General features: G+C 37.6%; 18 protein-coding genes and 1 pseudogene. All 19 read left to right on the top strand.

The features are described from left to right. The first annotated feature begins 811 nt into the window (after window positions 1–811). The 19 genes and pseudogenes from BLS14_RS27955 (at window position 812) to BLS14_RS27865 (ending at window position 26,527) form a co-directional block, all read left to right on the top strand. The gene (locus BLS14_RS27955; protein ID WP_256336731.1) at window positions 812–2,236 is read left to right on the top strand and encodes a hypothetical protein; all 1,425 of its coding nucleotides are present in this window, start codon (window positions 812–814) and stop codon (window positions 2,234–2,236) included. Between the two features lie 811 nt (window positions 2,237–3,047). Further along, window positions 3,048–4,247 (top strand): hypothetical protein, encoded by a 1,200-nt coding sequence (locus tag BLS14_RS27950; RefSeq protein WP_090954945.1) that lies wholly within the window; start codon window positions 3,048–3,050, stop codon window positions 4,245–4,247. Window positions 4,248–5,123: 876 nt separating this feature from the next. Next, window positions 5,124–6,848, top strand: a complete 1,725-nt coding sequence (locus tag BLS14_RS27945; RefSeq protein ID WP_090954943.1) for a WG repeat-containing protein — start codon at window positions 5,124–5,126, stop codon at window positions 6,846–6,848. A 308-nt stretch (window positions 6,849–7,156) separates the two neighbouring features. Next, the gene (locus BLS14_RS27940) at window positions 7,157–7,402 is read left to right on the top strand and encodes a helix-turn-helix domain-containing protein (RefSeq protein WP_176854807.1); all 246 of its coding nucleotides are present in this window, start codon (window positions 7,157–7,159) and stop codon (window positions 7,400–7,402) included. A 5-nt stretch (window positions 7,403–7,407) separates the two neighbouring features. After that, entirely contained in the window at window positions 7,408–7,977 is a 570-nt protein-coding gene (locus BLS14_RS27935; RefSeq protein ID WP_090954939.1) for an NYN domain-containing protein, read from the top strand. Window positions 7,978–8,189: 212 nt separating this feature from the next. Next, complete coding sequence (locus BLS14_RS27930; protein WP_090954938.1) at window positions 8,190–9,812, top strand: stalk domain-containing protein; 1,623 nt, start codon at window positions 8,190–8,192, stop codon at window positions 9,810–9,812. Between the two features lie 312 nt (window positions 9,813–10,124). Then, complete coding sequence (locus BLS14_RS27925; RefSeq protein ID WP_090954937.1) at window positions 10,125–10,508, top strand: hypothetical protein; 384 nt, start codon at window positions 10,125–10,127, stop codon at window positions 10,506–10,508. Between the two features lie 18 nt (window positions 10,509–10,526). Further along, on the top strand, window positions 10,527–11,657 hold the full coding sequence (locus BLS14_RS27920; RefSeq protein WP_090954935.1) for a GGDEF domain-containing protein: 1,131 nt from the start codon (window positions 10,527–10,529) through the stop codon (window positions 11,655–11,657). Window positions 11,658–11,915: 258 nt separating this feature from the next. Then, window positions 11,916–13,331: an MrcB family domain-containing protein gene (locus tag BLS14_RS27915; RefSeq protein ID WP_090954933.1), complete on the top strand. Its 1,416-nt coding sequence runs from the start codon at window positions 11,916–11,918 to the stop codon at window positions 13,329–13,331. A gap of 99 nt (window positions 13,332–13,430) precedes the next feature. Then, window positions 13,431–15,110 (top strand): DNA/RNA helicase domain-containing protein, encoded by a 1,680-nt coding sequence (locus tag BLS14_RS27910; RefSeq protein WP_090954931.1) that lies wholly within the window; start codon window positions 13,431–13,433, stop codon window positions 15,108–15,110. Between the two features lie 416 nt (window positions 15,111–15,526). After that, window positions 15,527–15,718, top strand: coding sequence for a hypothetical protein (locus tag BLS14_RS27905; protein WP_090954929.1), 192 nt, complete (start codon window positions 15,527–15,529; stop codon window positions 15,716–15,718). 121 nt (window positions 15,719–15,839) lie between these two features. After that, a pseudogene (locus BLS14_RS33605) lies at window positions 15,840–15,941 on the top strand (excalibur calcium-binding domain-containing protein); the annotation flags it as partial. Between the two features lie 46 nt (window positions 15,942–15,987). Further along, window positions 15,988–17,706 (top strand): hypothetical protein, encoded by a 1,719-nt coding sequence (locus BLS14_RS27895; protein ID WP_090954928.1) that lies wholly within the window; start codon window positions 15,988–15,990, stop codon window positions 17,704–17,706. A gap of 1,107 nt (window positions 17,707–18,813) precedes the next feature. Beyond that, on the top strand, window positions 18,814–19,887 hold the full coding sequence (nusA, locus tag BLS14_RS27890) for a transcription termination factor NusA (protein WP_090954926.1): 1,074 nt from the start codon (window positions 18,814–18,816) through the stop codon (window positions 19,885–19,887). A gap of 216 nt (window positions 19,888–20,103) precedes the next feature. Next, on the top strand, window positions 20,104–20,532 hold the full coding sequence (locus BLS14_RS27885) for a hypothetical protein (RefSeq protein ID WP_090954924.1): 429 nt from the start codon (window positions 20,104–20,106) through the stop codon (window positions 20,530–20,532). A gap of 34 nt (window positions 20,533–20,566) precedes the next feature. Beyond that, the gene (locus BLS14_RS27880; protein WP_090954922.1) at window positions 20,567–21,340 is read left to right on the top strand and encodes a helix-turn-helix transcriptional regulator; all 774 of its coding nucleotides are present in this window, start codon (window positions 20,567–20,569) and stop codon (window positions 21,338–21,340) included. Between the two features lie 90 nt (window positions 21,341–21,430). Beyond that, the gene (locus tag BLS14_RS27875) at window positions 21,431–22,039 is read left to right on the top strand and encodes a hypothetical protein (protein ID WP_090954920.1); all 609 of its coding nucleotides are present in this window, start codon (window positions 21,431–21,433) and stop codon (window positions 22,037–22,039) included. 250 nt (window positions 22,040–22,289) lie between these two features. Further along, entirely contained in the window at window positions 22,290–22,637 is a 348-nt protein-coding gene (locus BLS14_RS27870) for a nucleotide pyrophosphohydrolase (RefSeq protein WP_090954918.1), read from the top strand. A 275-nt stretch (window positions 22,638–22,912) separates the two neighbouring features. Continuing rightward, window positions 22,913–26,527 carry a DNA topoisomerase 3 gene (locus BLS14_RS27865; RefSeq protein ID WP_090954917.1) on the top strand — a complete coding sequence of 1,205 codons (3,615 nt, stop codon included), beginning with the start codon at window positions 22,913–22,915 and terminating at the stop codon, window positions 26,525–26,527. Window positions 26,528–26,623 lie beyond the last annotated feature (96 nt).

Genomic DNA, 26,623 nt, shown 5'->3' with positions numbered 1-26,623 from the left:
GATAAAATAGTTTTTTTATAAGGAATGATCTACTATGAATCTACTCCTCAAAAAAACGAGCCAGGGCTAACTACTTGAAGTTGGTAAAACGATTTCCAATCAACTTAATGCTATAGCATTTAAAGTCTCACAATAAACCTCGTGTTTTTTAAGGAGAGATACATGCGGTTACATAGCAAGTTTTCTAAGGGGCTACGGTGGTAGCCCCTTATTTCTATTTTCTTCAGAAATCTTGACTTCAGGACCGTAATGAACGCAAGTGTTTCACCTGCGACTAACAGTAAGACTAAGCCATAAAGGGTTGATTTAATAATCACGGTTACTGTAGAAATTACTCAAGATCGAAAAAAAAATTGCTTGAAGGGATAGCTTCACATGAGAACTCAACAGGCAATTACGATAAGGAACTCCTGGCAGGGCTGAGATGGATGATAGTTATAACATTGGAGTTAATGAACATCTTTACTCTGAAGTGGCAGAAGCATCTTCATTCATGCCATGACGAAAGCTGTATCTATCTGAAATTGAGAAAACAGACGCCGTTGTTAGCCATCAACTAGTATTGTTCTATTCTAATAATTGTATCTCCCACGCTGAGGGCGGAGTGAAAACTACTTCTAATGAAATGAACGAATCTTGGGGGCAAGGGAACTACCGTTCAAGGAAAAGTCCAATGAGTGCATTTATATGATGTCTTATTAAAATTATGAGTGTGTTTGGAACTTACAATTTGGGACCTTGTTGATTATATATTCCAATATATAATCCAAGAGTTTCTATGTTATGATAGTGCTGGAGGTGAGTAGCTTTGATGGAGGAGCATATACCGCAATATTTTATCAATCAAGTTGTTGATGAGTTAGGCCTTAGATGTGAAGAGCTCTATAATAAACTAAATGAAGGAAACATCAGGGATTTCCTGCATGACATCATTTCTTCTGAGCTCACACCTGCCAACATACATGAGGTAAGAAGAAATACATTTAAAGAGCTACAAAAAACAAAGAAACGATGGCTCAAGTCTCTTCAAGAGCTTTCAAATATATCTAAAGTAAAAAACAAACGTGTTGAAGTGGTGAAGGAACTTGACCTTGCCAATGAACTCATTGAGATGTATGGCTTGGATCAGTTCAAAAAAATTTATGAAGTTAATACGCTAGAGGAGTTAAATGCAAAACGTGTCAAAGAGGTCACAGCATGGGCAAATGACAAATTATCAAGACTCATTGATTACCTATATATAAAAGACAAAACCCCTTTACAAATAAAGAAGGCAATTAAATCAGATACGATCGTAATCATCGCAGACATACTTATAAAAAATTTCGACGGAAACATCAACAAAATCATTATTGATCAGCCGCTGGTATATACAGATCATGCTGCTGTAAATCCAGGATGGTCACGTATGAAATTAACCAAAAAAAGTGTAATCATCGATAACAAATTACACTATATCAGTGAATATCAACCTGATGAGAACTATTCATTGCTAACACTTGTGAATCAAGAAATCATTAATGAAGACCAAATTTTGCGTGCCATTGATGAAACCGATTCAAAATTGTTTAGAGCTGTTCTTTCTATGAGAGATCGCAAACTATTTTTCGAAGAACGCAAAATATATGTAACGATTGGTGATCTAGTGAGAAGAACTCATGGTTCTGACAATAAGAGTAACTATCTCTCCGTAAAGAGCCGTTTGACTAAACTTGCTAACGTTAAGTTCAATGTCATCAACGACAACGAAACACTCGTATTTGGTATTTTTGATCGATTGCATATTACTGAATTCGGTGACGGTGAAATGGCAGAGATCACAATCGCAGAAGACATTCACCAAAATTATATGATGGGTCAAGTTGTTCGAGCGTACAGTGATAAGTTAATTCATTTTGAAAATCGGATGTCCGAGCATTTAATCTTCCCTCTACAGAAGGAAAGATTTCTCTGTTACTTACGCCAGCAAGGGTATACTGCTGAATTCGATTACACTTACTTTATTCACAAAATACAGTTCCGCAGTAAAAGAAAAGATATCAATCTCACATTTATTGAAGAGTGTTTAAATGACTTTGTTAACCATGGAGTCACCGTTGAGTCTTATGTACGAAAGAAAGATGTTTTTCTCATTACTTTTCTCCCGGTCAAACCATACGAGGCTGAGGATTTGTTAGGAAATCAACAAATCAATCATTTTATAAATGATCCCGAGCAATTGACCTTGCCCATCTAATATTCACTCAATAGAGTTAGTTATCTAACTCTATTTTTTGTTTTTCCCCCAAATCTCCGCTGAAAACGTGGGGAATTTTTTCGAAATAGTATAAAAAGTGCTCCGAATCTCCGCTAAACCCAAAAAAATTCTCCATATTTCCGCTGAATAAACATTTCTCACCTAAATCTCCGCTCAACTTAAACGAAATTCTCAATTCTATATTAATTTTGGAGGTAGTAGGGGAAGAAAATCGAGTTTTCTAAGTCAAAAACAACGAATAATTCCCCAAATCTCCGCTGAATTTTAATTGTTCCGCATATATATTGCTAATCGTATTAAATAGTAAAGATAAATTCCCCAAATTTCCGCTGTATATTTAGGAAATAAATATTTATTTTCTATTATCCCCTAAAAACACTGTCAGCTAGGGGGTTAGAAAATTTCCCCCAAATCTCCGCTCTTTTTTGGGACCTTATACTTCAAAGGATATTTCATAAATTCCCCAAATCTCCGCTCAAGCTACCTCTATTTACCATAAAATTTTTCGGTGCTATAATTGCCTAAAGCTTAGAAGATATATGGATACATAAACAAAAACTCGAATTTAACCGTCGAAATAAAAATCAACAAAAAAAAGAACCCAACCACAAAGTTCTACTAAATGGCTAAGTTTGGCGACCTGGCATTTAGATAGAATTCGAGAAATCGGGTCTTGGTCTTGCTTCTTTAACTGATATGCCTCAATTATAGCATGTCTATTTCAGAAAAAAAAGCCAAAACCTTTTATTTCCCATGCCATTTTCGGGTTGGATTGAAGGAGCGGCATAACATGAAACACCATCCTGATTTATTTGATGCACGCACACTCCACAATGATACTCGTTTGTTATTCAAACTTAAATTGTTGCTCGGTACGATTTGCGCATATGGAGGGGAAGTGCCCCTTTCTATAACAGCACTTGCAAAGCGTATGGGCACCTCCACATACCGTATACGAATCCTTCTTAGTAAGTTAGCGTTTGAGGGCATTGTTCACTATAATGATGCCGGAAACCTGTTCTTTAATCAGTACGTCTTTGTTCGAGACCAAGCAGAGGTTTCCCAAGAAAACCTCTATGCGAAAAACTTTGCATTTTTCACTTGCGATGAATTCCTATCTGAAGATCGCAATGTTCAACGTTTTGTTCTCCATTATGTCGGTAAAGAATTGATCTACATTCCAGGCAACTTTCGCTGGGGTTATATTAATGATCTTTATGGTCCAACCGGGCTTCTTAATATTCGAACGCCTAAGGAAGCGAAAAACATTCTTATCAAGGCTTCCAAGTATCTGAATATTAAAATACATACAGAAAACTATCAGGTACTCCATGTTCATCAAAAATGGATCGATATGGGGGAAATCTATTCTGAAGGTGCAGAGCTGTGGGTCTTTAAACAGCTTAAAAAGCATCGTTTTTGTTGTGACTTTTTATCACGAAAAGCAGTATGGCAGATTGCTAAAGTAATGGAAGACTACTATGCTAAATTTGGCTATGAGTATGCCACTGAAATCTTTGATACAGCTCTGTTTAACATTCAACTAAATAAGATGCGCTCTCAAAATTTCTTGAATATGATTTACCGAGAAGATTCTGATTATATTGTTACTGATGATAAGAATGAATTAGATGAGATCAGTGCCTACTTTCGGTCAGTGATGGAATCAGCCGAGCTGAAGTATGCTGTACAGTTATCCATGGACCTTGAAGTAGTACACCAGAAGAAACACATGGCAGAGGCTCAGCTTTTTGTTAATGATGCGCTCTCAGAGATGAATCAAGCTTTGATTGCCAAAGCTGAGGAACAACAAGGCAAGATATGGGACAAGCTTCGTCTCCTACACAACTGCTGGCTTATTCGCTTCAGACAAAACCCTGAATGGTTTGCTCAGCGGTATTACCAGATAAAAACCTTACCGGCACCTATTCTGGAAATCAAACTTGAGATTGAAAAATTCATCTCAAAACAAAAAAGTAAGGTAGTCTAATTAGTCTAATTTAGAGTAAAAGTTAGGCTTCTTTAAGTTTTTTTGAATCTCCTAAATCTAACTTTTGGTGCAGTGACTTCTACAACCACAGTAGAGTGACTGCTATTTGTGATGAACTAAAATGAAAACCGTTTGCAATATTATTGGCGAATTTTGATCCGTTAATTACTCTATCCTAAATAGTTCATCTGATTTAATACTAACTATCTAAAATACCTGTGGATAACGTTTTAATCATTTTTGATAACGCGTTAATCGATGTTGGTGACGTGCTAATCGATGTTGGTATTGAATTACTCTAATGGTATATCGTTTGTTAGAGTAGGGATCACGTTTAGATTAACGTTGATAAGCTCTATTGGCTCGTGGGTATAGGTTTTAGTTAAGTGTACCCATAGTTTATTCATTTTTTTCGCAAATTACGTTTATGTAAAAAGCCTTATGTAGCAAGGGTTTCAACGTTTTTTGGGGACCTATTAAAAGGTATTAACTAAAGGTTTTAATCTATGGTTTTAAAGAAAGTTATTAAAATAAGGTTTTAATTGATGGTGTTTAAGCATGGTTTTAATATGTTTTAAACCAACTCCATCACCTAAAAGATATGAAACTTACTACCATTTCAGAACATAAAATAAAAGTACAATACCAAGACACAATGAATACAAAAAGAGGTCAGCCTCCAGAATCCGTTTTACAAGATTTTTTTGATAAGGGTTTAACTACAAGTTTGCTGACGAAGAGATTAGAAAGGGTATAGAGCATTTATCAAAAGGTTGTTTATATTATTCTTTCATCTTAGAATGAGGCTAGTGCACTTCAAGTAAGTATCATATTGAGAAAGGAGCTTAATAGATAAGTTAAGCAAAACACATAGAAATGAACTACACCAAACCTCATAAAGTAGTTGCGAGAAGGCATTTTATTCGTGTTCAGTGGTTTAATGTTGAAGTATTTATTATTAGGAGGAATATGATTTTGAAGAATGAGTCAATGTATAAAATGTTAGCGGGGATTCTCTCCGTTTCAATCGTAATTCTATTCGCGGCAATATTTATCTCACCCAAGGTCGCTCTTGCAGCAACCGAACCCAAATATCACGAGTGGGACAATGAGCAGGAACATGTCGGATTGAGCCAACTGTGGTTCACTGACCGAGCTGCCAATGGACTAATTCCAGTTCGGCAAAATTGGAAATGGGGATTCATCAATTACCAAGGTAAGTTTGTAATTAAGCCACAGTTTCAATTAGCTAGAGACGCGTTCAATCAGGGAGTAGCAGTCATAAATAGAAATCAGTTGATTAATAGTGCGGGCAAAGTGATATTTCAGGACAAAAGCATCGAATATATCGGTTGGTTTGACAATGGACTTGCGATCGCAAAGAAAAATGGGAAGATCGGCTACCTGAATACCAAAGGAAAATTTGTTATCCCTCCTACATATGAAGAAGGAACAAGCTTTTATAATCAAGCAGCATTAGTAAAGAAGAACGGAAAATGGGCACTAATTAATTCCAAGGGAAAATCGCTTACAGCGTTTAACATTGAAGATATGGATTATGGGACACACTATCGTAAATCAGGGCTATTTCCGGTGAAAATCGATGGACTGTGGGGTAGTATGGATTACCAGGGCAAACTGGTGGTACCTGCGGAGTTCCAAGACAAGATCGAATTTAGAGGTAATACATATGATTGGGGTCTCCACCATAATAAGTACAGTGCAATTGTTCGACAAGATGGTGTGATTATTCCTTTAGATAAATATTATCTCGTTTTAAGTGAGCCACAGAATGGACTTTGGAAAATACAAGAGAGTGGCGAAGGAATCGTTGATGTGTCCGGGCATATGATTGTTGAACCTCAAGATGATCAAAAGGTCATTCTTTCTGGAGATGGTAGCTATGCTGTAAAAGATATGAAGGATCTGACCTCCAAATGGAAATTTTATAAAAAAGATCAATCGCTGTTATTTGAGGGCAACTATAATGATGTTCAAGCTTTCTCGGAAGGCCTAGCAGCTGTGAAAATCAATCAAAAATGGGGTTATGTTTCGAATCGGGGAGACATCAAGCTACCCACTCAGTACGAAGAAGCCAAACCTTTCCAGATGGGAAGTGCCGTCATTCGTAAGAACGGTAAGTATGGATTGATTGGAAATCGTGGTGAGGTAATTCTTCCTACCAAATACGATGAAATTGTACCACTTATCGAGCGTAACACTTATATGAATAACCGTATAGAGAAAATAACTACGAAGAACCCGCTATACCGTGTGAAACTGAATAAGAACTATGGGATCGTGGATAGTCGTGGAAAAATAGTAATGGAAGTGAAATTCGAACGTCTTGATTTCGAGCGTGCCGATTATTACCACGATATTGATCCAATCGGAACGATTCGCTATGCGGTGAAGGCCAAGGATGGTGCGATCACAACAGCAATCAATATTCAGACTGGTAAACGGATATTTCCTAAATACGGTTTCGTAAACTACCTTGGTGACGGGATGTACAGTGGGGTTCCGCTAGGAAACAATAGTAAGTATATAATTTTCAATTCACAAGGAAAGGAAGTATTCCGCTCAGGTATTGATGGATAAATCAGCACCATTAGTTGAGACAGGTGAGGGACTCCAAAGTTACAGTACACGATGATAGTAATAATTTATTCAATATCTACTTGGACACAAGAAATAAGCTTGTTGTGAACGATCATGGTGTTGACCACTGAAGTTCTTTTTATCTATACTATGCCGTTGTTCATTTGTAAAATGATCTTTATATTATTCAAAGTACTATGATATACTTATGGTAATTAAATACTAAATAAGTGGAAGCACCGCTACGTCGATTCAGACGTCTAGTGGTGCTTTTTTTGTTTAAATATATGAACTTTGGGGTGAATTTTATGAACATACAGAAAACTAAACCAATCACAACAATTGCAGCAGACATCAAATTAAAAAGGCTGTCAAAAATGTACTCTCAGCAACAATTAGCATTGAAAATGGGTGTAGATAAGACCACGATCTCAGCCTGGGAACGTGATGTGCGATTTCCAAAAGAAGAGCATCTACTTCAGATATCTGAGTGCTTAGGTTTGCCACTCATGTACCTTCTCAAAGTCTCCAAAAATAGAAAGTCTGTAGGGTGAACAGCATGAGACCAGTAGGAAAACGTCTCAAAAGTGCAATTCTGATCGATGAAAGTAATGCTATCTATCAGTTACATGAATTAGGAATCAAAGGCATACGTTCTTGGCGAAAATTCTATGAAATGGTTGAAGATTATTTGAAGGCTAACTATGGATCAAAGATGTCTACAGATTTTAATTTCTATGGTACTTTACCACCTAAGCATGTAGATGAGATTAAATATAATAAAAGGCACAAATTCTTACAAGCGTTAGAACATGATGAGATTAATGTGTATCGCGGCGTGTGTTATGTCAAAGAGGAAACCTATGTGGAAAAGGGGGTTGATGTATTGATCTGTTTGGATCTTTACCAATTCTCAGTATATAAGTATGATTATGTTGTTGTTTTTTCTGGGGATGCAGATTTCGTGCCTGCTATTAAACGAGCAAAAAAAAATGGAACACTAGTTCTTGCCATATTAGGCCATAATAAAGCTGCTTTTCATCTTAGAAGTATGGTGGATGTAATAATTGATCTGGAGTCTATTATAGAAAAATTAGATCAGACAACACTCATTCAAAAATTGAGTTAACTGGATTTCCAGAGACGAGTCTTCCCCAAAAAATATGATGTAAAACCCATAAGACGAGAGATGTGGTGTGCACATTTTTATGTAAATTAAATATACTTGATGGGCTGACATTATTTTGTATATAATAATCTTAATTAAATATATGAAGCGACGAAGAACGCGCAAACTCTTAGGAGTTGTGCGTTCTTTTTTTGCTTAGGAGGAGAAAAAGTGTGTTCAAAAAACTAATGATTAGCTCCATCGTTGCGATATCTTCGTTATCCGCACCATTACAGATGAGCGCTGCAGCTATGGAGAACGAAATATCGGTGTACCTGGATGGAGAAAAGCTACAGTTTGACGTTTATCCAAGAATGATAAATGGAAGTACATTAGTTCCCATGAGGACGATTTTCGAGAAGTTAGGGGCATCCATTGCATGGGACAATAGTAATCTTTCCATTAAAGCTAAAAAGGGAGATCAAAGCATATATTTAGTCATTGGGAAGAAAGAGGCCACAATAAATGGTGTATCGTTAAAACTGAGTCAAGCACCCGTCATGATTGATAATGTTACATATGTGCCTCTTCGTTTTATTAGTGAGAGTATGGGCACCACGGTCGGATGGTTGAGTAAAAATAAAACCGTGACCATCAGTTCTATACCACTGGAAAAGGTTAAGGTCACACGTGTAAAAGATGGCGATACTTTTATCGGGCGGTATACAGATGGGACAATTGCCGGAAAGCAAGCGGTGTTTCGTTTAATTGGTGTTGATACTCCAGAGACCCTAAATGGACCTGTCCAATTTTATGGCCCAGAAGCTTCAAAATACACCAAAGAACAACTGACAGGTAAAACGGTTTATATATCTCGAGACCAGACAGATGATCCTTATGGTAGAGTACTCGCTTATGTATACTTGGAGGATGGTATATTCTTTAATGCAGCTCTCGTATCTAATGGATTTGCTCGGTCTATGGCGATCGAACCCAATACGCGCTGGGAAGAACTATTTGGCCAACTAGAATCTAGGGCTAAAGAAGAAAATAAAGGGATGTGGGTCCAAAAGGATTCTCCTAAGTCCATCATTGATCCTTTCAAAAATTATGTTGAAAACAAGGGCAAAGAATTAGGGATTGTCCAAGGAGAGTTTCATCCAGAGCAGCTGATCACGAAAGAGCAACTATTAAAGAGCCTTCTTATTGTTCTTTTCCCTGAAACGAAAGCTGTACTTCTGGCAAAGTCATTCTATGATCTAAGTCAGGATGAGCAGTTCAAAGAAATTCTTAAATATGCAATAAACGCGGGTCTAGTATTAAAGGATGAAATAGTCCATTCAAATGAACCAGTTACATCTGCAGAGGCGGCATCCATTCTGAAACGTGCACTGAGTTTAGATAGCATGGAGCAGGGGACTACACTAAGTGACTTTGGTATTTATTCTCTTCATACTAATGCGAATGAAAAGCTCACTTATACGGATGCAATGTTATTGATGGAAAAAACGAACAATGCATACCTACCAATTAAAGATTATATTTACCATTTGAAAGAAGCTGCGAAAGAAACAGAATTGATAGACCAATTGTCTTTAACTTTATCAGATAGAGCAATGGCGGAGAAGATTTCGTCTTTTGCAAATCAAATGTCTCTAAGTAGCCTTACGGATGCTGATGAGTTAACAATTCTAAAGTCAGGCGCTGCAGATATTCTTAAAGCTGTGACCAAAGATATCAAAACTAACTGGAAGGATATACTGAACCTGACCCAAATAAAAAAAGCTATCGGAAATGCTAACGATAGCCTGGATAAAGCAGATAGAGCTCTTCGAGAAGCACTTGATGTGAATTGATGGTTTTTGCCGTTCAATGTTTTACATTTAGATGTATCATTCAAATAAAACACGGACTATAATCTGATATTTTTTAATCGTAGGCATGTATGTTATTCATTTTCAAAATAGGATCGTATACTCTATTGGCAACATCAAGAATTAACGGATCATGGACATTATCCTGGACTTCCTTGAAAAGAAGAAACAGAATGATTGAGCAACAGGAGAGGTTGTTGTATAATGAAAACAATTAAATATGCTAACGCGAAGCACGCGAACGTCCTTAGGGATAGTTCGCGTTTTTTTATTTTATGAAATGGGAGGTGAACTATGAAAAGGCACAACAAAGTGATCTTGCTTATTTCTGTAATACTGGTTTTGTTCGTCTTTAATCTTCAATTGGTTATACCCGTTCTCTATGTTATTTGCGGATTTATCATTTATGTGATTCTCTTCTGCTGGGCCAAAGCGAAGGGGTTGGATACTGAGTATCATGCTTGGGATCCTATTCTGAACACAACTAAAGGAATGATCTATTTTATTCTAAGTGGAAGCATTATTTGGGCACCCGTTTTAATTCCATTTGTAATAGCACAGCGACAAAAATGGAGATCAAGAAAAGAAGGGAAAAATGAACGGTTGTATTTGTGGGTTCAATACTTCAAGAACCCAACGAGATTACATCGTGACTGGTTTGATAATTTCTATCAATAAGAAGGATGTGCAATACTTATGAGTATTTTTGATTTTTTTGTTGGTATTAAAGGGAGCTTCGTTGCATCGCTTCTCCTTTTTCCAATATTGATATTGTCTTGGGTTCTATCTAGACAACTACATGAGAAAAGGAGAAGAAAATCGTATATATTCTTATCTAAAATTACACTAGGATATCTTACGTTCAATGGAATCAGCCTGATATTCAGTCTAGTTGCTTCCTCCATAGGAATAGAATCTTTTGCAATATCTTCTTTCTTTAACATCATAGTGAAAAGTACGTTCATTATATTTCTATATGGCTTCTACCGGATACATAACAAGGAAAACTTTAAGCTTCAACTGATTTTTATAGTTCCAACAATCATTGTGATACTCAGTGGTCTGTTTGTTCCCGTAATGGGATATATCATAGCAATCTTATCAATTGTAACAATGAATATTTTATATGGGAATAAGTTAGGAAGAGGTAAATCCATCTATATTGCATCTGGATTGTTTGTAGTTTCTCTTTTAATTTCTATAGTTATAGGCATCGCTCCTTCGTTACATGGATCTTTGTACATGCTCAATATTTTATTAGAGGTCAGTTCTTATACTCTTTTATTGGTTAATCTTATTGAACATTCATTGATCATAATGCAAAGCTCTTACGTTTCCGCAATTACTGATTCTTTGACTGGATTATTTAATAGAAGGTATTTTACAAAGTATATTAATGGTTGTGTGGACCGAAGTATTCCTGTGAATGTTATATTTTGTGATATCGATAATTTTAAAAATTTAAATGATACAAAAGGCCATAAAGTAGGAGACGAGGTACTTAAGCAAGTGGCAACCATTTTCAGAGAAGAGGTTGAGGGCATTGGTGTGGCTGGGCGTTATGGTGGTGAGGAGATGGTTCTACTTATTCAAAGTCTCGACGTTGATATGGAAGAACTAACTGAACGAATGAGATCCCGTATCGAAAAGGAAACGATAACTACAGCTAGTATAGGTTATCGTTTGTATGACCCAAGTGTACCAGCCGACCTTTTAATCAAACAGGCGGATGAAGCGATGTATGAGGCAAAAGCGGCAGGTAAAAACCGAGTAATGTCATATAAACTAAAAGCAGTTAATACATTGAACTTAGCTGCCAATGAGTAGGGCATGAACTATTATTGACCCTCCTTCAAAAAGATTTAATAAGAGATTTCCCTTGAATTTTATGAAGTTCTAGGGAAGTCTTTTTTTAACCTCTATTGAAAAACCATTCATACTATCGTAATACATGAGGTTTACGTTTTGAATGTAGATCAGGTACTTTACATATGAATTCTAGTTAAAGGTAACCTTTTTGTTTCTGAACCAGAAGAAACCTCGTTTTAATTTTAAGGAACAACCTGGTATGATGACAATAACAACATGATTGAGGTGGTTGATGTGTTTGATTATAAGGAGAATATAGGGTCTACAATACGATTTTATAGAGAGTCTAGAGGACTAACATTGAAAGAATTAGCTGAGGATTTAGATATTTCATATGCATCTCTTTCTAAAGTCGAGAGCGAAAATCAAAGAATAGATAGTGAATTCTTGTTGAAAGTGGCGGACTACTTCGGAGTATCCAATGATGCAATGCTTAATCGATTAGAAACAGAAAATATTAACGAAAGAACAGGTGAGCTACACATCAGAGAGACGCTAAAATACATACTCGATCATTACCAAGAAGCAAGATTGGCATTGTTTAAGAATCATGAAATGGGTAAACACGTACGCCATATTTTTAAAGACATACTTGCTAATGAAGCAGAATTGGTTCAAAAACGCTTCTATATCATGGGCTCAGTTGGACAAGGACAATGGGCTGAAATACCGTGGATGTCAATTTTTATTAGAGATATCACTACAACAGCTACAAAAGGCTATTATATTGTTTATTTGTTCAAAGCAGATATGAGCGGTGTATATATCTCTTTGAATCAAGGATGGACTTATTTTAAGAACAAGTACGGTACTAAACTAGGCCGTGAAAAAATACGATCGACTTCAAACATCATTAGAAAGAAGTTGAATATCACTCCAGATCATATGACTGCAACAGCAATTACTTTAGGAGGACGAGGGGACTTAGCTCAAGGTTATGAAAATGGCCATATTTTCGGTCGTTATTATAGCGCCGATAATTTACCTAGTTCGAAAGAACTTATCAGTGACCTTAAAGAATTACTGATTACATACAAAGAAATTGAATATATGATTGGGGAAAGAACGTTAGAGCAATTTAACGACTACCTATTGTTAAGTGATGATGGTCACTATTTAGAAGAAGAGCAGCAACAAGAAGAAGACTTTCAAAATCGAGTGCAGTCAATGCTTGATAAAAAGGTGAAGATAGCCGAAAAGAATAGTATGGGAGAAATAGAGACTGAGGATATTCCGCTCCCAAAACCAGATCCTGTTTTTGATAAGTCTAGAAAAGCACGCTGGCCAAGAGATGCTCAAGTTGCAGCTAGGGCACTTCATTTATCCAAGTTTAAGTGTGCCTTCGATGAGTCGCATGTTTCTTTTACTTCGAAAGTTACTGGGAAACAATACTTGGAAGTTCACCATCTCGTACCAATGAGGTTTCAGGGTGAATTTGATGTAAGTTTGGACCGAGAATCACAGCTTCTAGCTTTATGTCCAACGTGTCATCGTCAGATTCATCATGGAACAGATGAAGCCAAAGAGATCATGTTAACAAAGTTATTTTACGACCGACGGGAGAAGTTAAAGGCCATTGGTATTGAGATAGATACAGATGAGCTATGTCAAATGTATGGTATCGAGAGGTAAGCAAAGAAGAGAGAGATGTATTACTGATTAAAGAAGCACCGAGTTGAGTGTTGGAGAGTTAAATATCTTGAATATAATAATGAAAGTGATGTGTTAGTTATGATACTCGCTGGAAAACTATTTTCATTTGAAATGCTTAAGAAAACACGAAAGGAATTTGAACATTTTGATGTTAAAGATTTTGATATAGATACAGTCCCAGTGGTGTATATCCAAAGAGACAAGAAAAACCTCTATGTAGGGAAATCTACAGATGTATATGGCCGTTTTTCTGTACATTTAAAAGATATTAGTAAGACGTTTACTGATATTACGATTATTAAAAGTGATCTCTTTAACGAAAGCTCCATTAAACATATTGAAACGCTATTAATCGATTATTTATTGGCAGATGGTCATTACAATTTACTTAACAAGATTAAAGGTCAAAATATTCACTCTTATTATGGCATTGAAAATGTAAATGATATGTTTGTAAACATATGGGATAAACTTATTCAAGAAGGAATAGCTATTGAACCATTAAAGGAAATACATAATAAGTTTATTTATAAATACTCACCTTTTAAGGAGCTCTCTGCAAATCAAATTGATGTATGCCAAGGCATATTACAAGCAATGCTAACTTCATCCGATAGTAGGCATCTGATAACTGGGGATCCAGGTACAGGTAAAACAGTAGTTCTAACGAATATTCTGTATGCACTCATTTATGACCAAACAACAGTTAAGGACCGTGAAGGAATAGAACGGGAAGACATCGCACTCGTCATTCCACAAAACCATTCATTAGGTTTATATAAAGACTTAATTCGAAAAGTTGGTTTACATGGTATTACAGTGTTATCACCTTCACACTTTATTAAAAAGGCTAAAGGTAGAGATACAAAATATAAGTATGTTTTTGTAGATGAAGCACATCGGCTAAAACAGTATTTTGGTAAGCAAGCGAGAGATTTAAAACATCTAATTACTTCTGATGGGTTTACAACGGAGTTAGACCTAATTTCAAACTACGCTCATCATCTAACCGTTGTGTATGATCAGTATCAAACTATTCGTCCAGCTGATATAGATTCGGACCGTTTTAAAGAAAAGACAACACATTATCGTAAACATATACTACGTAAACAGTTCCGTTTGAAGTCTGGAGATCAATATTTAGCATGGTTGAGAAAATATCTACAAATTGCTTCAGATGTTCCTGTGTATGAAAAAGGATTACTAAAAGATTATGACTTTAGAGTGATGGATTCCATTTCGGATTTACACAAGGGGATAAAGCAACTAGATCAGACCCATAAATTATGTCGGGTGATTGCGGGCTATTCTTGGGAATGGGCAACACAAAAGGATAATCATTTATATGATATAAGCGATCCTATCACAGGTAATACATTTAACTGGAACTCTAGAACAATAGGTTGGATTAATCAAGAAAATAGTGTTGAAGAAATAGGCTGTATTCACACAACTCAAGGTGCAGATCTAAACTATGTAGGCGTAATTTTTGGAGAGGAAATCGATTGTAATTATACGGGTGAAGAAGATGGAAGCTATGATCTTAAAAAAGTAAGAATCATTGTCTATCCAGAAAAGTATAAGGATCGAAATGGTCTTCCAATCAAAGGTACTGACGAAAATAACGAAGAATTAAAATCCTATATCCAGAAAATCTATTATGTCTTACTGTCACGTGGCATAAATGGTTGTTACGTATATGCAACAAATTCTAATATGCAAAAGTATTTAAAGGAACTTCTAAAAATCAGTCAGTAGTTGATAAGTTACAAAAGGGAATTTCATAAGGAAGGAGAGTTCCTTGAAGAATCTCAAGGGGAATGTAGCTTCAGATATGAAGTACTTGAGTACAAAAGATAATCTAGAGATATAGTTTATTATTTGTCTAGGAACTTTACTAACTAAAGTTGTTTATTGCAGTATGCAGTGAATAATGCAAAGCAATTTTAAGACAAACGAGCTAAGATAACCTTTTTTATAGGGTTGTCTTTTCTAAATACCTAGAATAAAATACAAATATACAGAAGCACACATTAAATTAATGAGTTATCCGTGAGATATGGAGTAAATATATTTGTATTACACATAAGAGAGATGTATATAGTTTTAAGAAAATTCAACTACTAATAATGCTTTCTTGATTATAAAATCATGATGAGAAAGGAATATTTTTCATGAAAGTACCTGAACGTTATTTAAACAAAGGTCCTAGTGTTTTTAAAGTTGTAGGTTTAGCATTTAGACCTGAAAAACACGAGACTGCATCCGAAAATAAACTATCCATTGGATTTAAAATTGGTGATTGGGATGAACCTATTAATTTTATTCCTTACTTCCAAACGGTCGACCGAACCCAATTACATTAAAAAAACACTTTTTTTAAGGCTTCCTTATAGGAAGTCTTTTCTTCTAGGTTGGGTCAAGAAATACAGCAGTTGACTAGCCAATACTGATCATAATCACGCATCAGTATATTATCAAAACTCTGCTGCTGCTCATGCTTATGGTGTTTCTCTTTTTTATAAAGGGGAAACAGGGTACCGTAGAGGTCTTGACCGAGATAATGATGAAATCGCGTGTGAACGGTGAGTCAGTGGAATAGCTATATATTATGGATGGGCAAGGAGATGTACGAATGGATCCTATACAAATTCTAGCCAAAGGATTAACCACGGGGTTAACTTCTTTTATAAAGTCTAAAATTACAAATGAGAAATGGTTCCGAGATTTGGAATCTTTCATAAGGAAAGATGATTACTCTAGAGAAGTTACTAATATGTTCAGTGCAGCTATCGTGGATGCAAATAGTCAAAGCAGATTACCTGATAGCTTAATTAACGAATTATTGGAAGATCCGCAAAACAGGATTGAAGTGTTTCGATGGGTTATTGAAGGTGAACCTGATGATGCCCCTAAAGCAGATCTAAATTTAGAACCATACATGGAAAGGTACCCTAAATATCAGGATGAAATCCTTCATTTCTTTTATATTGTCATCAATAAGATGCAAAATTATAAAAAAACTCAGTGGCCACCAGGTATATTGCAGATTCTGAGTACACTAAAAAATATGCAGACTGATCTAAAAACGATAGATCATCGAGGTAAAGAAATACTGAAAATGTTAGGAGATATTCAACCAAGAAATTCTAGTATACAATTTCAAAGAGCTTTAGAGGATATGCTCTATGATATGAACTTAGATGGTGTTGAACAGCAATTAAAAAAAGCCCTTCTAACCGTTTCTAATGCAGAACATAGTGACCCGAATTGGAAGTACGCTTGGCAAATAGACGGATCAGATATTAGCGTTGTAGAGAAACCAGTGAACCCAGAAATATTGAAAGATATGGAGAAGAAGATTGTGGTCATACCGAATTTCCCACAAGAATTCCGTCGCTTCGGCAATTTGTACGAAATTATTGAATATGGAAAAAGAAAGCAGATCACAATTGAAATGCCTCTTCAAGAGTTCCGTTCTTATGCAGGTCAGCATCTCCTTCATAAACAAGTTGCTAAAGAGCCTGAGGAGTTAATCATGTCTATACCCCCTGTACCTTTTCCACACGAGGAGTGTACTTTAGCCATCGGTGGGCAAATTAAATCTATGGTCTGGCTGCAAGTAGTCGAAATAATGGATGATGATACCCGAATCTTCAGTAACCGAAATCAACCAGATCGAGTTATTGAATATGAATTCCGTTTTCATCCAGATCGTGAAACCATCGCAGAGTTCCGTTTAGTAGCGATTAAAGATTCTAATCTCGTAGAAGCTTCTTTACTATTATTCAGGTATTTACTAATGGAAGGGGAGCATGAAATTCAACTTACATTGAATGATAATAATATGGTTATACTTGGAGGCATTCTGTCTAAAGATAGAGAAAAGGATACTAGGATAGAGAGATCTATACCTGTCATGGAACATTTGTTTGAAATTGAGTGCTTCTTTAAGATTAAATTTCAAATGCCTACTACGTTAACAGAAACAGATGTAAAGCAAATTACTGAAGTTGTCCGAATCATACGTTTAAATAATCTTGAAGAGGATGTATCAGGTTATACATGCGGTGTGTATTTTTCTGATTTAGAAATGTTAAGAAAAATTGTTTATGAAGAGATTAATGATGTCACTTTTCAACCATATGACGATGCTAAGATTACGTTGCTCAATTATTGTTTCAATATCAGGACAAATTTTATATCAGACATTCCTCCTAGAATCAAAGATGTTGGGTTACTCAAGAAAAAGTTGGAGCTCTTATCTCAAGGAGAAACAGTGAATCTTCAATTTGTTTCACCAGAAGGAGCTAATACGAAAATCAGGTTCAACATTATCTGCGGGGAACTGTAAGTCAATTATCTACTACAAATTTAGTGAAATTAGCAACTGGCCAATATGTATGAGATAGTTGTTAGAGGGTGCAAAATTTTGTAAACCAAGAAACGTAGTTTCAATCTTTCATTACTTAATGTCTTTAAATATCCATCCATATTGTGCTATACTATCTTCATACATTAGCAACATTTTTCTTTAAGGAACAGGCACACGCCACATTCCAATTCTACGTCCTATCAAGGGCGATCTGTATCACTTTTATTTGGTGATCATGTAGAATTCGGAAAGGGCAGGTGCCTTTTTTTGTTGTGTTGATAGGCTATACCTCTCTGAGAATAGGGTGACCTAAAAGTGACCTTAAAGACACCTTTAACACTTAGGTCCATCCAAAGAAACCAAAGGAGGTCTATACAAATCCATGAAACACATATAAACGTACAACTCGCTCATAGGACTAAACTTCTTTTAATACATCCTAGTCCTGCTGCGTTCTCGCCGCTCATTTTTTGGTTGACTATTTAGCCTGCCTGTTGTATTGCCCCCTTTTAACGAGGGTTTAGATTTGTATCTAGAAATCTGCAACTTTTATTGAACCTGGAACCCCCTTTGCGCGCGGCGCGCACTCACTCTAGCCCTAAAAAAAAGATATAGATACGTATCTAGGTTTCAGAATTGAAAGTAGATCATAGATCCGTGCTTATGTGTCTCAGGGTTGAAGATCTCGTATAAAGGGGAAGGAAAAGGCGAGAAGGAAGAACGTATGCGAGAAGACGAAGTGCTTTCCTGTGACCGAGTAGTACGATATAATGTATATATGGATGAGTTTTACAGTTGATGGTCTATTGCCCTTCCTCCCTCTCCATATGTGTTGACGATCGTTGCTCTTCGCATCTACTAAACGTTCATCATTTTTTTTAGAAACAGATACATATACGCTTAGATTTGCGGTTCCATCGAAAGGTACCTGTAGGGTGAAGAATGAATTTCTGTCTCGAGATCAAAGCTTTTTCTAGTAAACCGATTGTTTCGAAAGTATCTATAGCACTATAGGGAGAACGATAAACACACAGAGGGCGGACATAGCTTGTGTAGTAAAAATCAGAAAATAAAAGGAGTATGAAAATGAATAAGGATTTTTTAGTAGCATTAACGGAGATTGAAAAGCAAAAAGGGATTTCAAAAGAAGTTTTGTTAGAGGGTCTTGAGGATGCACTCGTATCAAGTTACAAAAAGAAGTTCAATACGGCAACGAATGTGCGTGTCGATATTAATCGTACGTCTGGTGCAATGAAAGTGTTATCAAAGAAAATGGTTGTAGATGATATTATTGATGAACGAGTCGAGATATTGATCGACCAAGCTCGGCAGATCAACCCAGAGGTCCAGCTTGACGAGTTTATTGAAATTGAAGTTACTCCGAAAGACTTTGGACGGTTGGCTGCTCAAACGGCCAAACAGGTGGTTATGATGAGAATTAAAGAAGCTGAACGAGCTCTCGTGTTTGATGCGTACGCTGGTAAGGAAGAAGAGATCATCACTGGAAAGGTCCAGGGCATGGACTCATCTAACTTATATGTTTTACTAGACCACACCGAGGCTGTCCTACCTATCAGTGCCTTGATGCCAAATGAAAAGTTTAAGCTTGGGGATACTCTATCAGCGTATATCTCCCGCGTTGAACAAACCTCTAAGGGAACTTTGGTTATTCTGTCTCGTGTACACCCAGGGCATCTGAAGAAGTTGTTTGAAACAAAGATCCCAGAAATACAAGAAGGAAAGGTCGCCATCAAATCCATCTCCAGAGAAGCGGGGATCCGTTCGAAGATTGCAGTTACTGCACTAGATCCAGATGTGGATGAAGTTGCGGTATGTGTAGGCGTAAAAGGGCAAACTATTCAATCCATTACCAGTGAACTCGGCGGCGAGAAATTAGATATCATTAAATGGTCCAAACAGATGGAAGAGTATGTTGCAAATTCCTTAGCACCTGCTAAAGTACTTGAGGTCCACATTTTTGACGATGAAGAGGATCCGACAGCACGTGTGATTGTGCCCAATAATCAGCTCACACTTGCGATTGGTTTGAAGGGGCAAAATGCACGTCTTGCAGCAAAATTAACGGGTTATAAGATGGATCTGTATAGTGAGGATCAAGCATTTAAACAATTCGGCCGTCCAGTAACGATAGTCGAATAGATTCAGTTCTTTCTAATTAGGGCAATGGACACCTTGGCTTTATAAAATGATTTATAGGGTTAAGAGAGATATAGCAGGCGCAGAAACAGCCCGAGATAAAGAGGCCTTCTAATCGGGTTTATAACCGTACAAGCATAGTCTTGATCCAAATGATAGAATATGAATGTTTAACTTGCCATATGCAATTTTAATTTCAGCAACAGAGGAGAAGTAATTATGCAGTTCCTCATAAAAATCGGAATTTGTTCCTTTATTCTTAGCATGTTTTTTGTGGCCAATCATATTCATGGCGTGATACCTCCAAGTGTTTACCGAATCTTTGGTACGATTGGGATATCTCAAATCATTATTTCTTATTACATGTGGAAAGCTGAATTTTCACGGATGCAAGGTAGTATGGATCGTAAAGTACCATATGATGAAGTTGAAAAACCTACGATGACAGGACCTATGGTAAGAGGCGCTGTAGTTTCACTAGTCTTATGCGGCACTCTTTTAGTTCCTCATCTGATTGCAATAGGTGGGGTGTGGATCCTCTCATATGGAATTAGCTTTTTCGTGGTATATACGTTCCTTTCGAAATACATGGGCATTCGTCAAGACACAAAGACACTACGTCATAAACAATCTTTTTCACGTTCGTAATCAAACTAAAGGATCCGGAAAGTGAGGGAGTCTAATGCCAGTGAAAGAGGAGATTAAACTCGGTCCAGAACGCTTAGGGCTCAGTGAGAGAGATATCATGTACTTGCTCATCTTTCGTGAACTTCACAATCAGTCGGCATCTCCTTCAGAAATCTTTGAGGTGGTCCGCGCGGAATTAAGTAATATACAACGAGGACGAGCGAGATCCTATTTCTACAATGTAGTAAATCAGATGGAGTCTTTCGGATGGATAACATCGATTCGGACGGAGAACAAGAACAATAAAAAATACTACGCTATTACCGCAGACGGTTATGCGAAAATAGATAGTTTTAAAGAATCATGTATGGATTCCATGAAGAGTTTAAAAAGTATGGCCGATCACTTTGACTTTCATATCTCGGGTACCGGTAAATCCGAACCCATTCAACTGAATACGCAGCAACGAAAAATGTTTAACCGATTAATTAACGTGCGGCATTTGATCCGGTTCTTATTTTTAAAGATTCTAACGGAGTCTGAACATCGTCAAGAAAGTGGAAAGAAAGTGTGGTTACTTTTTAAAGAAAGATACGAATGGCAGCCTGCACAAGGGTATTTTTACGAGGTGCTTCGAGAAATGGAAGTAGACCAGGGATATGTAACAGGAAATTGGACGACAGATCGGCGTAGCACCTATATTTATCAGATTACGAGTCACGGGTTAGAGTCTATCGCAAGTGAAGCAGAGACTACGTTACACTTCTTACGACAGTTACAGCACTATACACGTTTTATACTAAACTTGTTTCCTGATCGGAACAGTTAATGCCTGAACGAATTGCATATTCAATAGACTCAAAGCTGCATCTAAATCAGATGGGCTTGGATAAGGTCATCTCAACAGGAGGAATTACGAGTGCAATCTTTAAATTTCGCACTACAACTGTTTAAAGATAGTGGTGTTCCATTCAAGCTAAGTGGCGAAGAGCAAGCAGAAAGAGAACTGAAAGTAACACGCTTAGTTGTAACTAAAGATCATGTAGTACAAGGACATATTCAATCGTACTTAAATGTACTAGTGAACGTTGAAAAGAGAAAACAAAAAGGGTACAGCTCTGTGGTCATTTTATTTGAAGGGTATGAACATGAAGCCCGAAGAATGTACAATGTGCCCGAGTTAAAAGCTTGGATCCAAAAACTAGTGAAGAACAAACCACATCTGTTTTATTTTATTGCTAATATGAATGATCATTATGTTCATGATATGGCACTATGTTCAGTTATGCCTTCCGCTTCTTTTGTTCCTACATCTTTATTGGCGTATACGGGTAAGTCCCCGGAACTTGAGTTAAACGGAGCAGATGTTACACCAGTGATTCAAAAACTGGCTAAAGCAGCATTTATGTATGCCAAAAAGTTGAAGCACACGCCTGAAGAACTGATGGACCAATGTATCACTTTTCTGGATCATGTGAAGTACGAAGAACATTTAAAAGAACATAAGCGATTTCTTCAAGAGATCTAGATTACTTGCCGGTATGACGGAAAGCACCTCAAAGAAGGTGCTTTTTCTTTTGCTTCTAATGAGGGTTTATGAGCAGTTTTAAGCCTCTTCACACAAGAACACCTAATTCAAAGATGAGTCTGAAAACGAGTAGTGCATTGACGCTGACTGCGCCTGCTTCCTATGTGATGCTTACGCTTCGGTGTATCAAGAGGCCGTAAGCAAGGACTTTGCCGTTGTATGTCGAATGACTGTATAGAGGTGGTTCATTGTGGAGGAATTAATACAAAAGATTACTACATTTAGAGATGAGCGGAACTGGGGACAATTTCATAATCCCAAGGATCTGGCCATTTCTTTGAATCTCGAAGCGAGTGAGTTGCTTGAAATATTTCAATGGAAAAGTAACGAAGAAGCCATTGCGAAAAGCAAAGACAAGCTTCAAGATGAATTGGCTGATGTTCTATATTATGTGTTACTCATGTGCAACGATCTTAATATTGATCCGAAGAAAGCTTTAATAGAAAAGCTGAAGAAGAATGCAGAGAAATATCCAGTAGAGAAGGCATATGGCTCAAACAAAAAATACACCGAGCTTCGTGGGAGTAACCAAGAATAAGGGTCCCTTTCCTTCATTAAGGCTACATTGTTCATTCATAAGGTAGTAGATTAACTATCCGTGGGAAAGGTTAATCAGTTGGGTTTTAATCCAGATGACTTGTTCACATGTAAGTAGAGACCGCAGAATAAGAAGATGTTTACACGCTTCTGGACAGCATACAGGGTGACCTCGGTGTAAGATTACGGTATAATGAAATCAATTGAATACTCACAAAGCGAAGCACGCTTCTCCCTATGGGGAAGCGTGCTTTTTGCTCGTTATAGGAGGTTTACATGAAACTTATCATAGCTGAAAAAAAAGACCAAGCCCAACGACTAGCGGCTCCTTTTCCAACCAAAGGGGAAGGTTGGGGCTACATCGAGGTACTTCCCTGTCCGACATTCCCCAAGGGAGCTTACTTCTCGTGGGCAGCAGGACACTTAGTTACTTTAAAAGAACCAGAGGATTATGATCCAACGTTTGAAAAGTGGAGAATGGAGCATCTCCCCATACTACCAGGACCCTTTCAACTGAAGCCTGCAAAAGGGAAAGAAAAATTGTTCGCTCACTTGAAGAAATTGATTCAAAACAAGAGCTTTAACGAAATTATAAATGCCTGTGATCCGGGCCGCGAAGGTGAAGCCATCTTTACTTTGATTTATCAACTTAGTGGGTGTAAAAAACCCGTGAAAAGACTTTGGACATCTTCGTTAACGAAAGATGCGGTTTTTGCAGCATTTCAGAATCTTCTACCCGAATCAGAAAAGAAAAATTTGTTTTATGAAGCATATGCTCGGTCATGTGCAGATTGGCTTGTGGGGATAAATACATCAAGAGCATACTCCATATTGCTTCGAGAGAAAGGAGTCAAAGTTGAAAAAGGAGAGAGCTTCTCAACAGGGCGTGTTCAAACACCGGTTCTAGCACTTATTGTTGAACGCGAGAGGGAAATAGAGAGTTTTGTATCCACGCCCTATTGGGAAGTCATTGCAAACTTCAGCTTTAGCGGTATGGAGTATAGGGGGAAATGGTTTACAGGCAATCAAGACCGACTTATGGATCAGGGTAAAGCTGAGAAATTGGCCGCTTGGTGTTCAGGAAAAACGGCAGATATCGATGAGATATCTGTGGAGACTAAAGAGACTTTTCCCCCTTATCTGTTTAGTCTTTCCGCATTGCAAACCCTTGCCAATAAACTTTTTAAACTAAGTCCGAAAGATGTCTTAGATGCCTGTCAAACGCTATACGACAAGGGATATCAGAGCTACCCACGTACGGATAGTAATCGGATAACGACTGAGGAAGCAAAGGAGTTACCCAGCATTCTTGAAAACATAAGTAAACTAGGGTCTTATACTCCTTTAATCCCTAAACCGGTTCCCTCTATTATGAATAATAAAAGATATGTGGATGCTTCGAAAGTATCAGACCACTATGCGATTATACCGACCGATACAGCTCCAGATTTAAGCAGATTAAGCCATAATGAAAGACTGATCTATGATTTGGTTGTCAAATCAGTAATTGCAGCTCATTATGATAGTGCTATTCTGGAACACACCACGATCATCACGTATGTGGGAGATCAATTTTCGTTCATAACCAAAGGGAAGAGAATCATTCGAGACGGCTGGCGTCTCGTTATGAATACAGATGACCCTGACGAGAGCGAAGAAAGCCTACATCTGCTTCCTAGTGTAGTGGAGGGACAAGTTGGTCACACCACCGATTGTTTTGTTAAAGAAGCCTGGACTTCTGCTCCTAAGCGTTTGACAGAAGGTAACCTTATCTCAATGATGAAATCTGCGGGGAATCAGTTAGCAAATAAAGAACTAGAAAGCATCATGCGCAAAACGCATGGTCTTGGGACAGAAGCGACTAGAGCAAGTATTATAAGCCGATTAAAGGATCAGAGTTATATTGAAATCAAAAAAAACTTGGTGTATCCCACTGTGAAAGGACGAACGCTTATTCAAGCTATCGGCCAATCTGCTTTATCCTCAGCCGAAACAACTGCCAAGTGGGAACAAACATTAAGTGAAATTGGTCAGGGGAGATTTACACATACTAGCTTTATTGATCAGGCCAAGAAACTGGCTACTAAGCTTGTTTATGATGCTGTGAACTCTGTTCATTCTATGGACATGCCCGAAGCAGTTAAACCAAACTCAGCAGCGACTGGTAACGGCATTCCCATGTCACGACCTCCATTATCTAGCTCACCAAGACAATCTGTATCGTCGCTGGGGGAGTCCAATACTACACATATCAAGAGGGATCCAAGACATCAAAAGAAATCGATGCATGATGAGGATATAGAAATCAAGGGGAACGCTACTGAATATTCAGATGCTTCAGAACAGATTACTTCTCCTATATCCAGTAGCCCGGCTAAGACATTACCTATAACTGAAGCGCACCGGCGGCCAAAACGAAATGTGACCGCTGATCACAACTTGGGATCTTGCAAAAAATGTGGCCAGCCTGTCATCGATAAAGGAGTTTTATATGGCTGTAGCGCATGGGAGAACACGGGATGTGATTTCAAAATTAGCAAAACAATCAAAGGAAAAGTCATTGAAAAGGAAACGATCCTACGTATTCTGGAAACGGGATCGAGTGGTTTGATACGGGGATTTGTTCATAAGTCCAAAGAATCGAATAAAAGCGATACCGTCTTTGATGCTATATTACAGTTTGACCAGACAGGCAAATTGTGTTGGAGTTACCCAAGCACCGGTGTGTTGAAATTACCTGTCACCTTACTTAAATCTTCAACAGTCATCCCCCCTTCAAACCAGGATTCAAAAAGTGCTTTCGCTGAGCTTGAAAGAGAAACAGCTAATATGAAGTTACCTGCCAAAGTTATTCGCGTCACCTATGGACCTCGTGTAACGAGATATGAATTGGTACCGGCAGAAGGGCTAAATATATCCCATTTTAAGCGACTCAAGATGAATTTGAAAATGGCTCTCAAGGCTGAAGAAATTACGCTTTATCTCCCTATCCCAGGCACAAACGTAATTGGTATTGAAGTACCCAGTAAACTACCCTATACCGTTCATTTAAGACCACTCCTTGAGAATAAAGAATTTTTAGCTATACGAACTGCTCTAAACTTCCCTATTGGCATGGACATGTCGGGGGAACCGGTTTATGCAGATTTAGCCAGCATGCCGCATCTACTGATCGCAGGAGCTACAGGAGCAGGCAAATCCGTATTTATCAACGCTATGATCATAAGTCTTTTATACAGTCTGGGTCCGGATAAGCTTAAATTTTTGTTCATTGATCCCAAAATGGTCGAACTCTCTATTTACGAAAACATCCCGCATTTGTTTGGCCCGATCGTAACGGATGTGAAAAGAGCAGGAATTGCATTGAAAAAACTTGTTGTAGAGATGGAAAAGCGATATGAAATTTTAAGCCACTATGGTGTGCGTAATATTGAATCGTATTACGATAGGGTACAATCTGTAGATCCTAGCGCTCCTCGTCTACCTTATATCGTTTTAGTCATAGATGAACTTGCGGATTTGATGATGACAACAGGAGCGGATGTAGAGGAATGTATTCAGCGAATTGCCCAACTTGCACGTGCAGCTGGTATTCATATGATCATAGCCACACAGCGGCCCTCCAAACAAGTTTTATCGCCTGTGATTAAAGCAAATTTACCCGTAAGAGTTGCATTCGCTGTTGCCAATCATTATGATTCTAAGGTAATTCTGGATGAGTCGGGAGCTGAAGATTTGCTAGGGAGAGGAGACATGCTCTATCTCCCTAAGGATGGGGCAAAAAGAAGATTGGTTTCTGCTTATGTGTCTGATGTTGAAATTGAGAATATAGTATCTCACCTCAAATCAAGTGAAGAGGGTCCCTCACGAGCTTTTGCAAAACGAATTTAATGTATCTTCACTATCTCCATTTTGTACACTTTTTTGCACCCGAGCCACGAAGATGGATATGACGACTATGAGTAGCTACAAAGCGCCACGAAGAGG

This window comes from Paenibacillus sp. OK060, from assembly GCF_900101205.1.
Lineage (GTDB): Bacteria > Bacillota > Bacilli > Paenibacillales > Paenibacillaceae > Paenibacillus > Paenibacillus marchantiae.
This window is presented reverse-complemented; position numbering and strand designations above follow the sequence as displayed.

What these genes read in the sequence shown, in the direction of transcription:
- BLS14_RS27880 (WP_090954922.1), top strand. Translation starts at nt 20,567, where the DNA reads ATGCCAGTGAAAGAGGAGATTAAACTCGGTCCAGAACGCTTAGGGCTC.
- BLS14_RS27955 (WP_256336731.1), top strand. Translation starts at nt 812, where the DNA reads ATGGAGGAGCATATACCGCAATATTTTATCAATCAAGTTGTTGATGAG.
- BLS14_RS27945 (WP_090954943.1), top strand. Translation starts at nt 5,124, where the DNA reads ATGAACTACACCAAACCTCATAAAGTAGTTGCGAGAAGGCATTTTATT.
- BLS14_RS27905 (WP_090954929.1), top strand. Translation starts at nt 15,527, where the DNA reads ATGAAAGTACCTGAACGTTATTTAAACAAAGGTCCTAGTGTTTTTAAA.
- BLS14_RS27935 (WP_090954939.1), top strand. Translation starts at nt 7,408, where the DNA reads ATGAGACCAGTAGGAAAACGTCTCAAAAGTGCAATTCTGATCGATGAA.
- BLS14_RS27885 (WP_090954924.1), top strand. Translation starts at nt 20,104, where the DNA reads ATGCAGTTCCTCATAAAAATCGGAATTTGTTCCTTTATTCTTAGCATG.
- BLS14_RS27915 (WP_090954933.1), top strand. Translation starts at nt 11,916, where the DNA reads ATGATTGAGGTGGTTGATGTGTTTGATTATAAGGAGAATATAGGGTCT.
- BLS14_RS27920 (WP_090954935.1), top strand. Translation starts at nt 10,527, where the DNA reads ATGAGTATTTTTGATTTTTTTGTTGGTATTAAAGGGAGCTTCGTTGCA.
- nusA (WP_090954926.1), top strand. Translation starts at nt 18,814, where the DNA reads ATGAATAAGGATTTTTTAGTAGCATTAACGGAGATTGAAAAGCAAAAA.
- BLS14_RS27950 (WP_090954945.1), top strand. Translation starts at nt 3,048, where the DNA reads ATGAAACACCATCCTGATTTATTTGATGCACGCACACTCCACAATGAT.
- BLS14_RS27940 (WP_176854807.1), top strand. Translation starts at nt 7,157, where the DNA reads ATGAACATACAGAAAACTAAACCAATCACAACAATTGCAGCAGACATC.
- BLS14_RS27865 (WP_090954917.1), top strand. Translation starts at nt 22,913, where the DNA reads ATGAAACTTATCATAGCTGAAAAAAAAGACCAAGCCCAACGACTAGCG.
- BLS14_RS27895 (WP_090954928.1), top strand. Translation starts at nt 15,988, where the DNA reads ATGGATCCTATACAAATTCTAGCCAAAGGATTAACCACGGGGTTAACT.
- BLS14_RS27925 (WP_090954937.1), top strand. Translation starts at nt 10,125, where the DNA reads ATGAAAAGGCACAACAAAGTGATCTTGCTTATTTCTGTAATACTGGTT.
- BLS14_RS27910 (WP_090954931.1), top strand. Translation starts at nt 13,431, where the DNA reads ATGATACTCGCTGGAAAACTATTTTCATTTGAAATGCTTAAGAAAACA.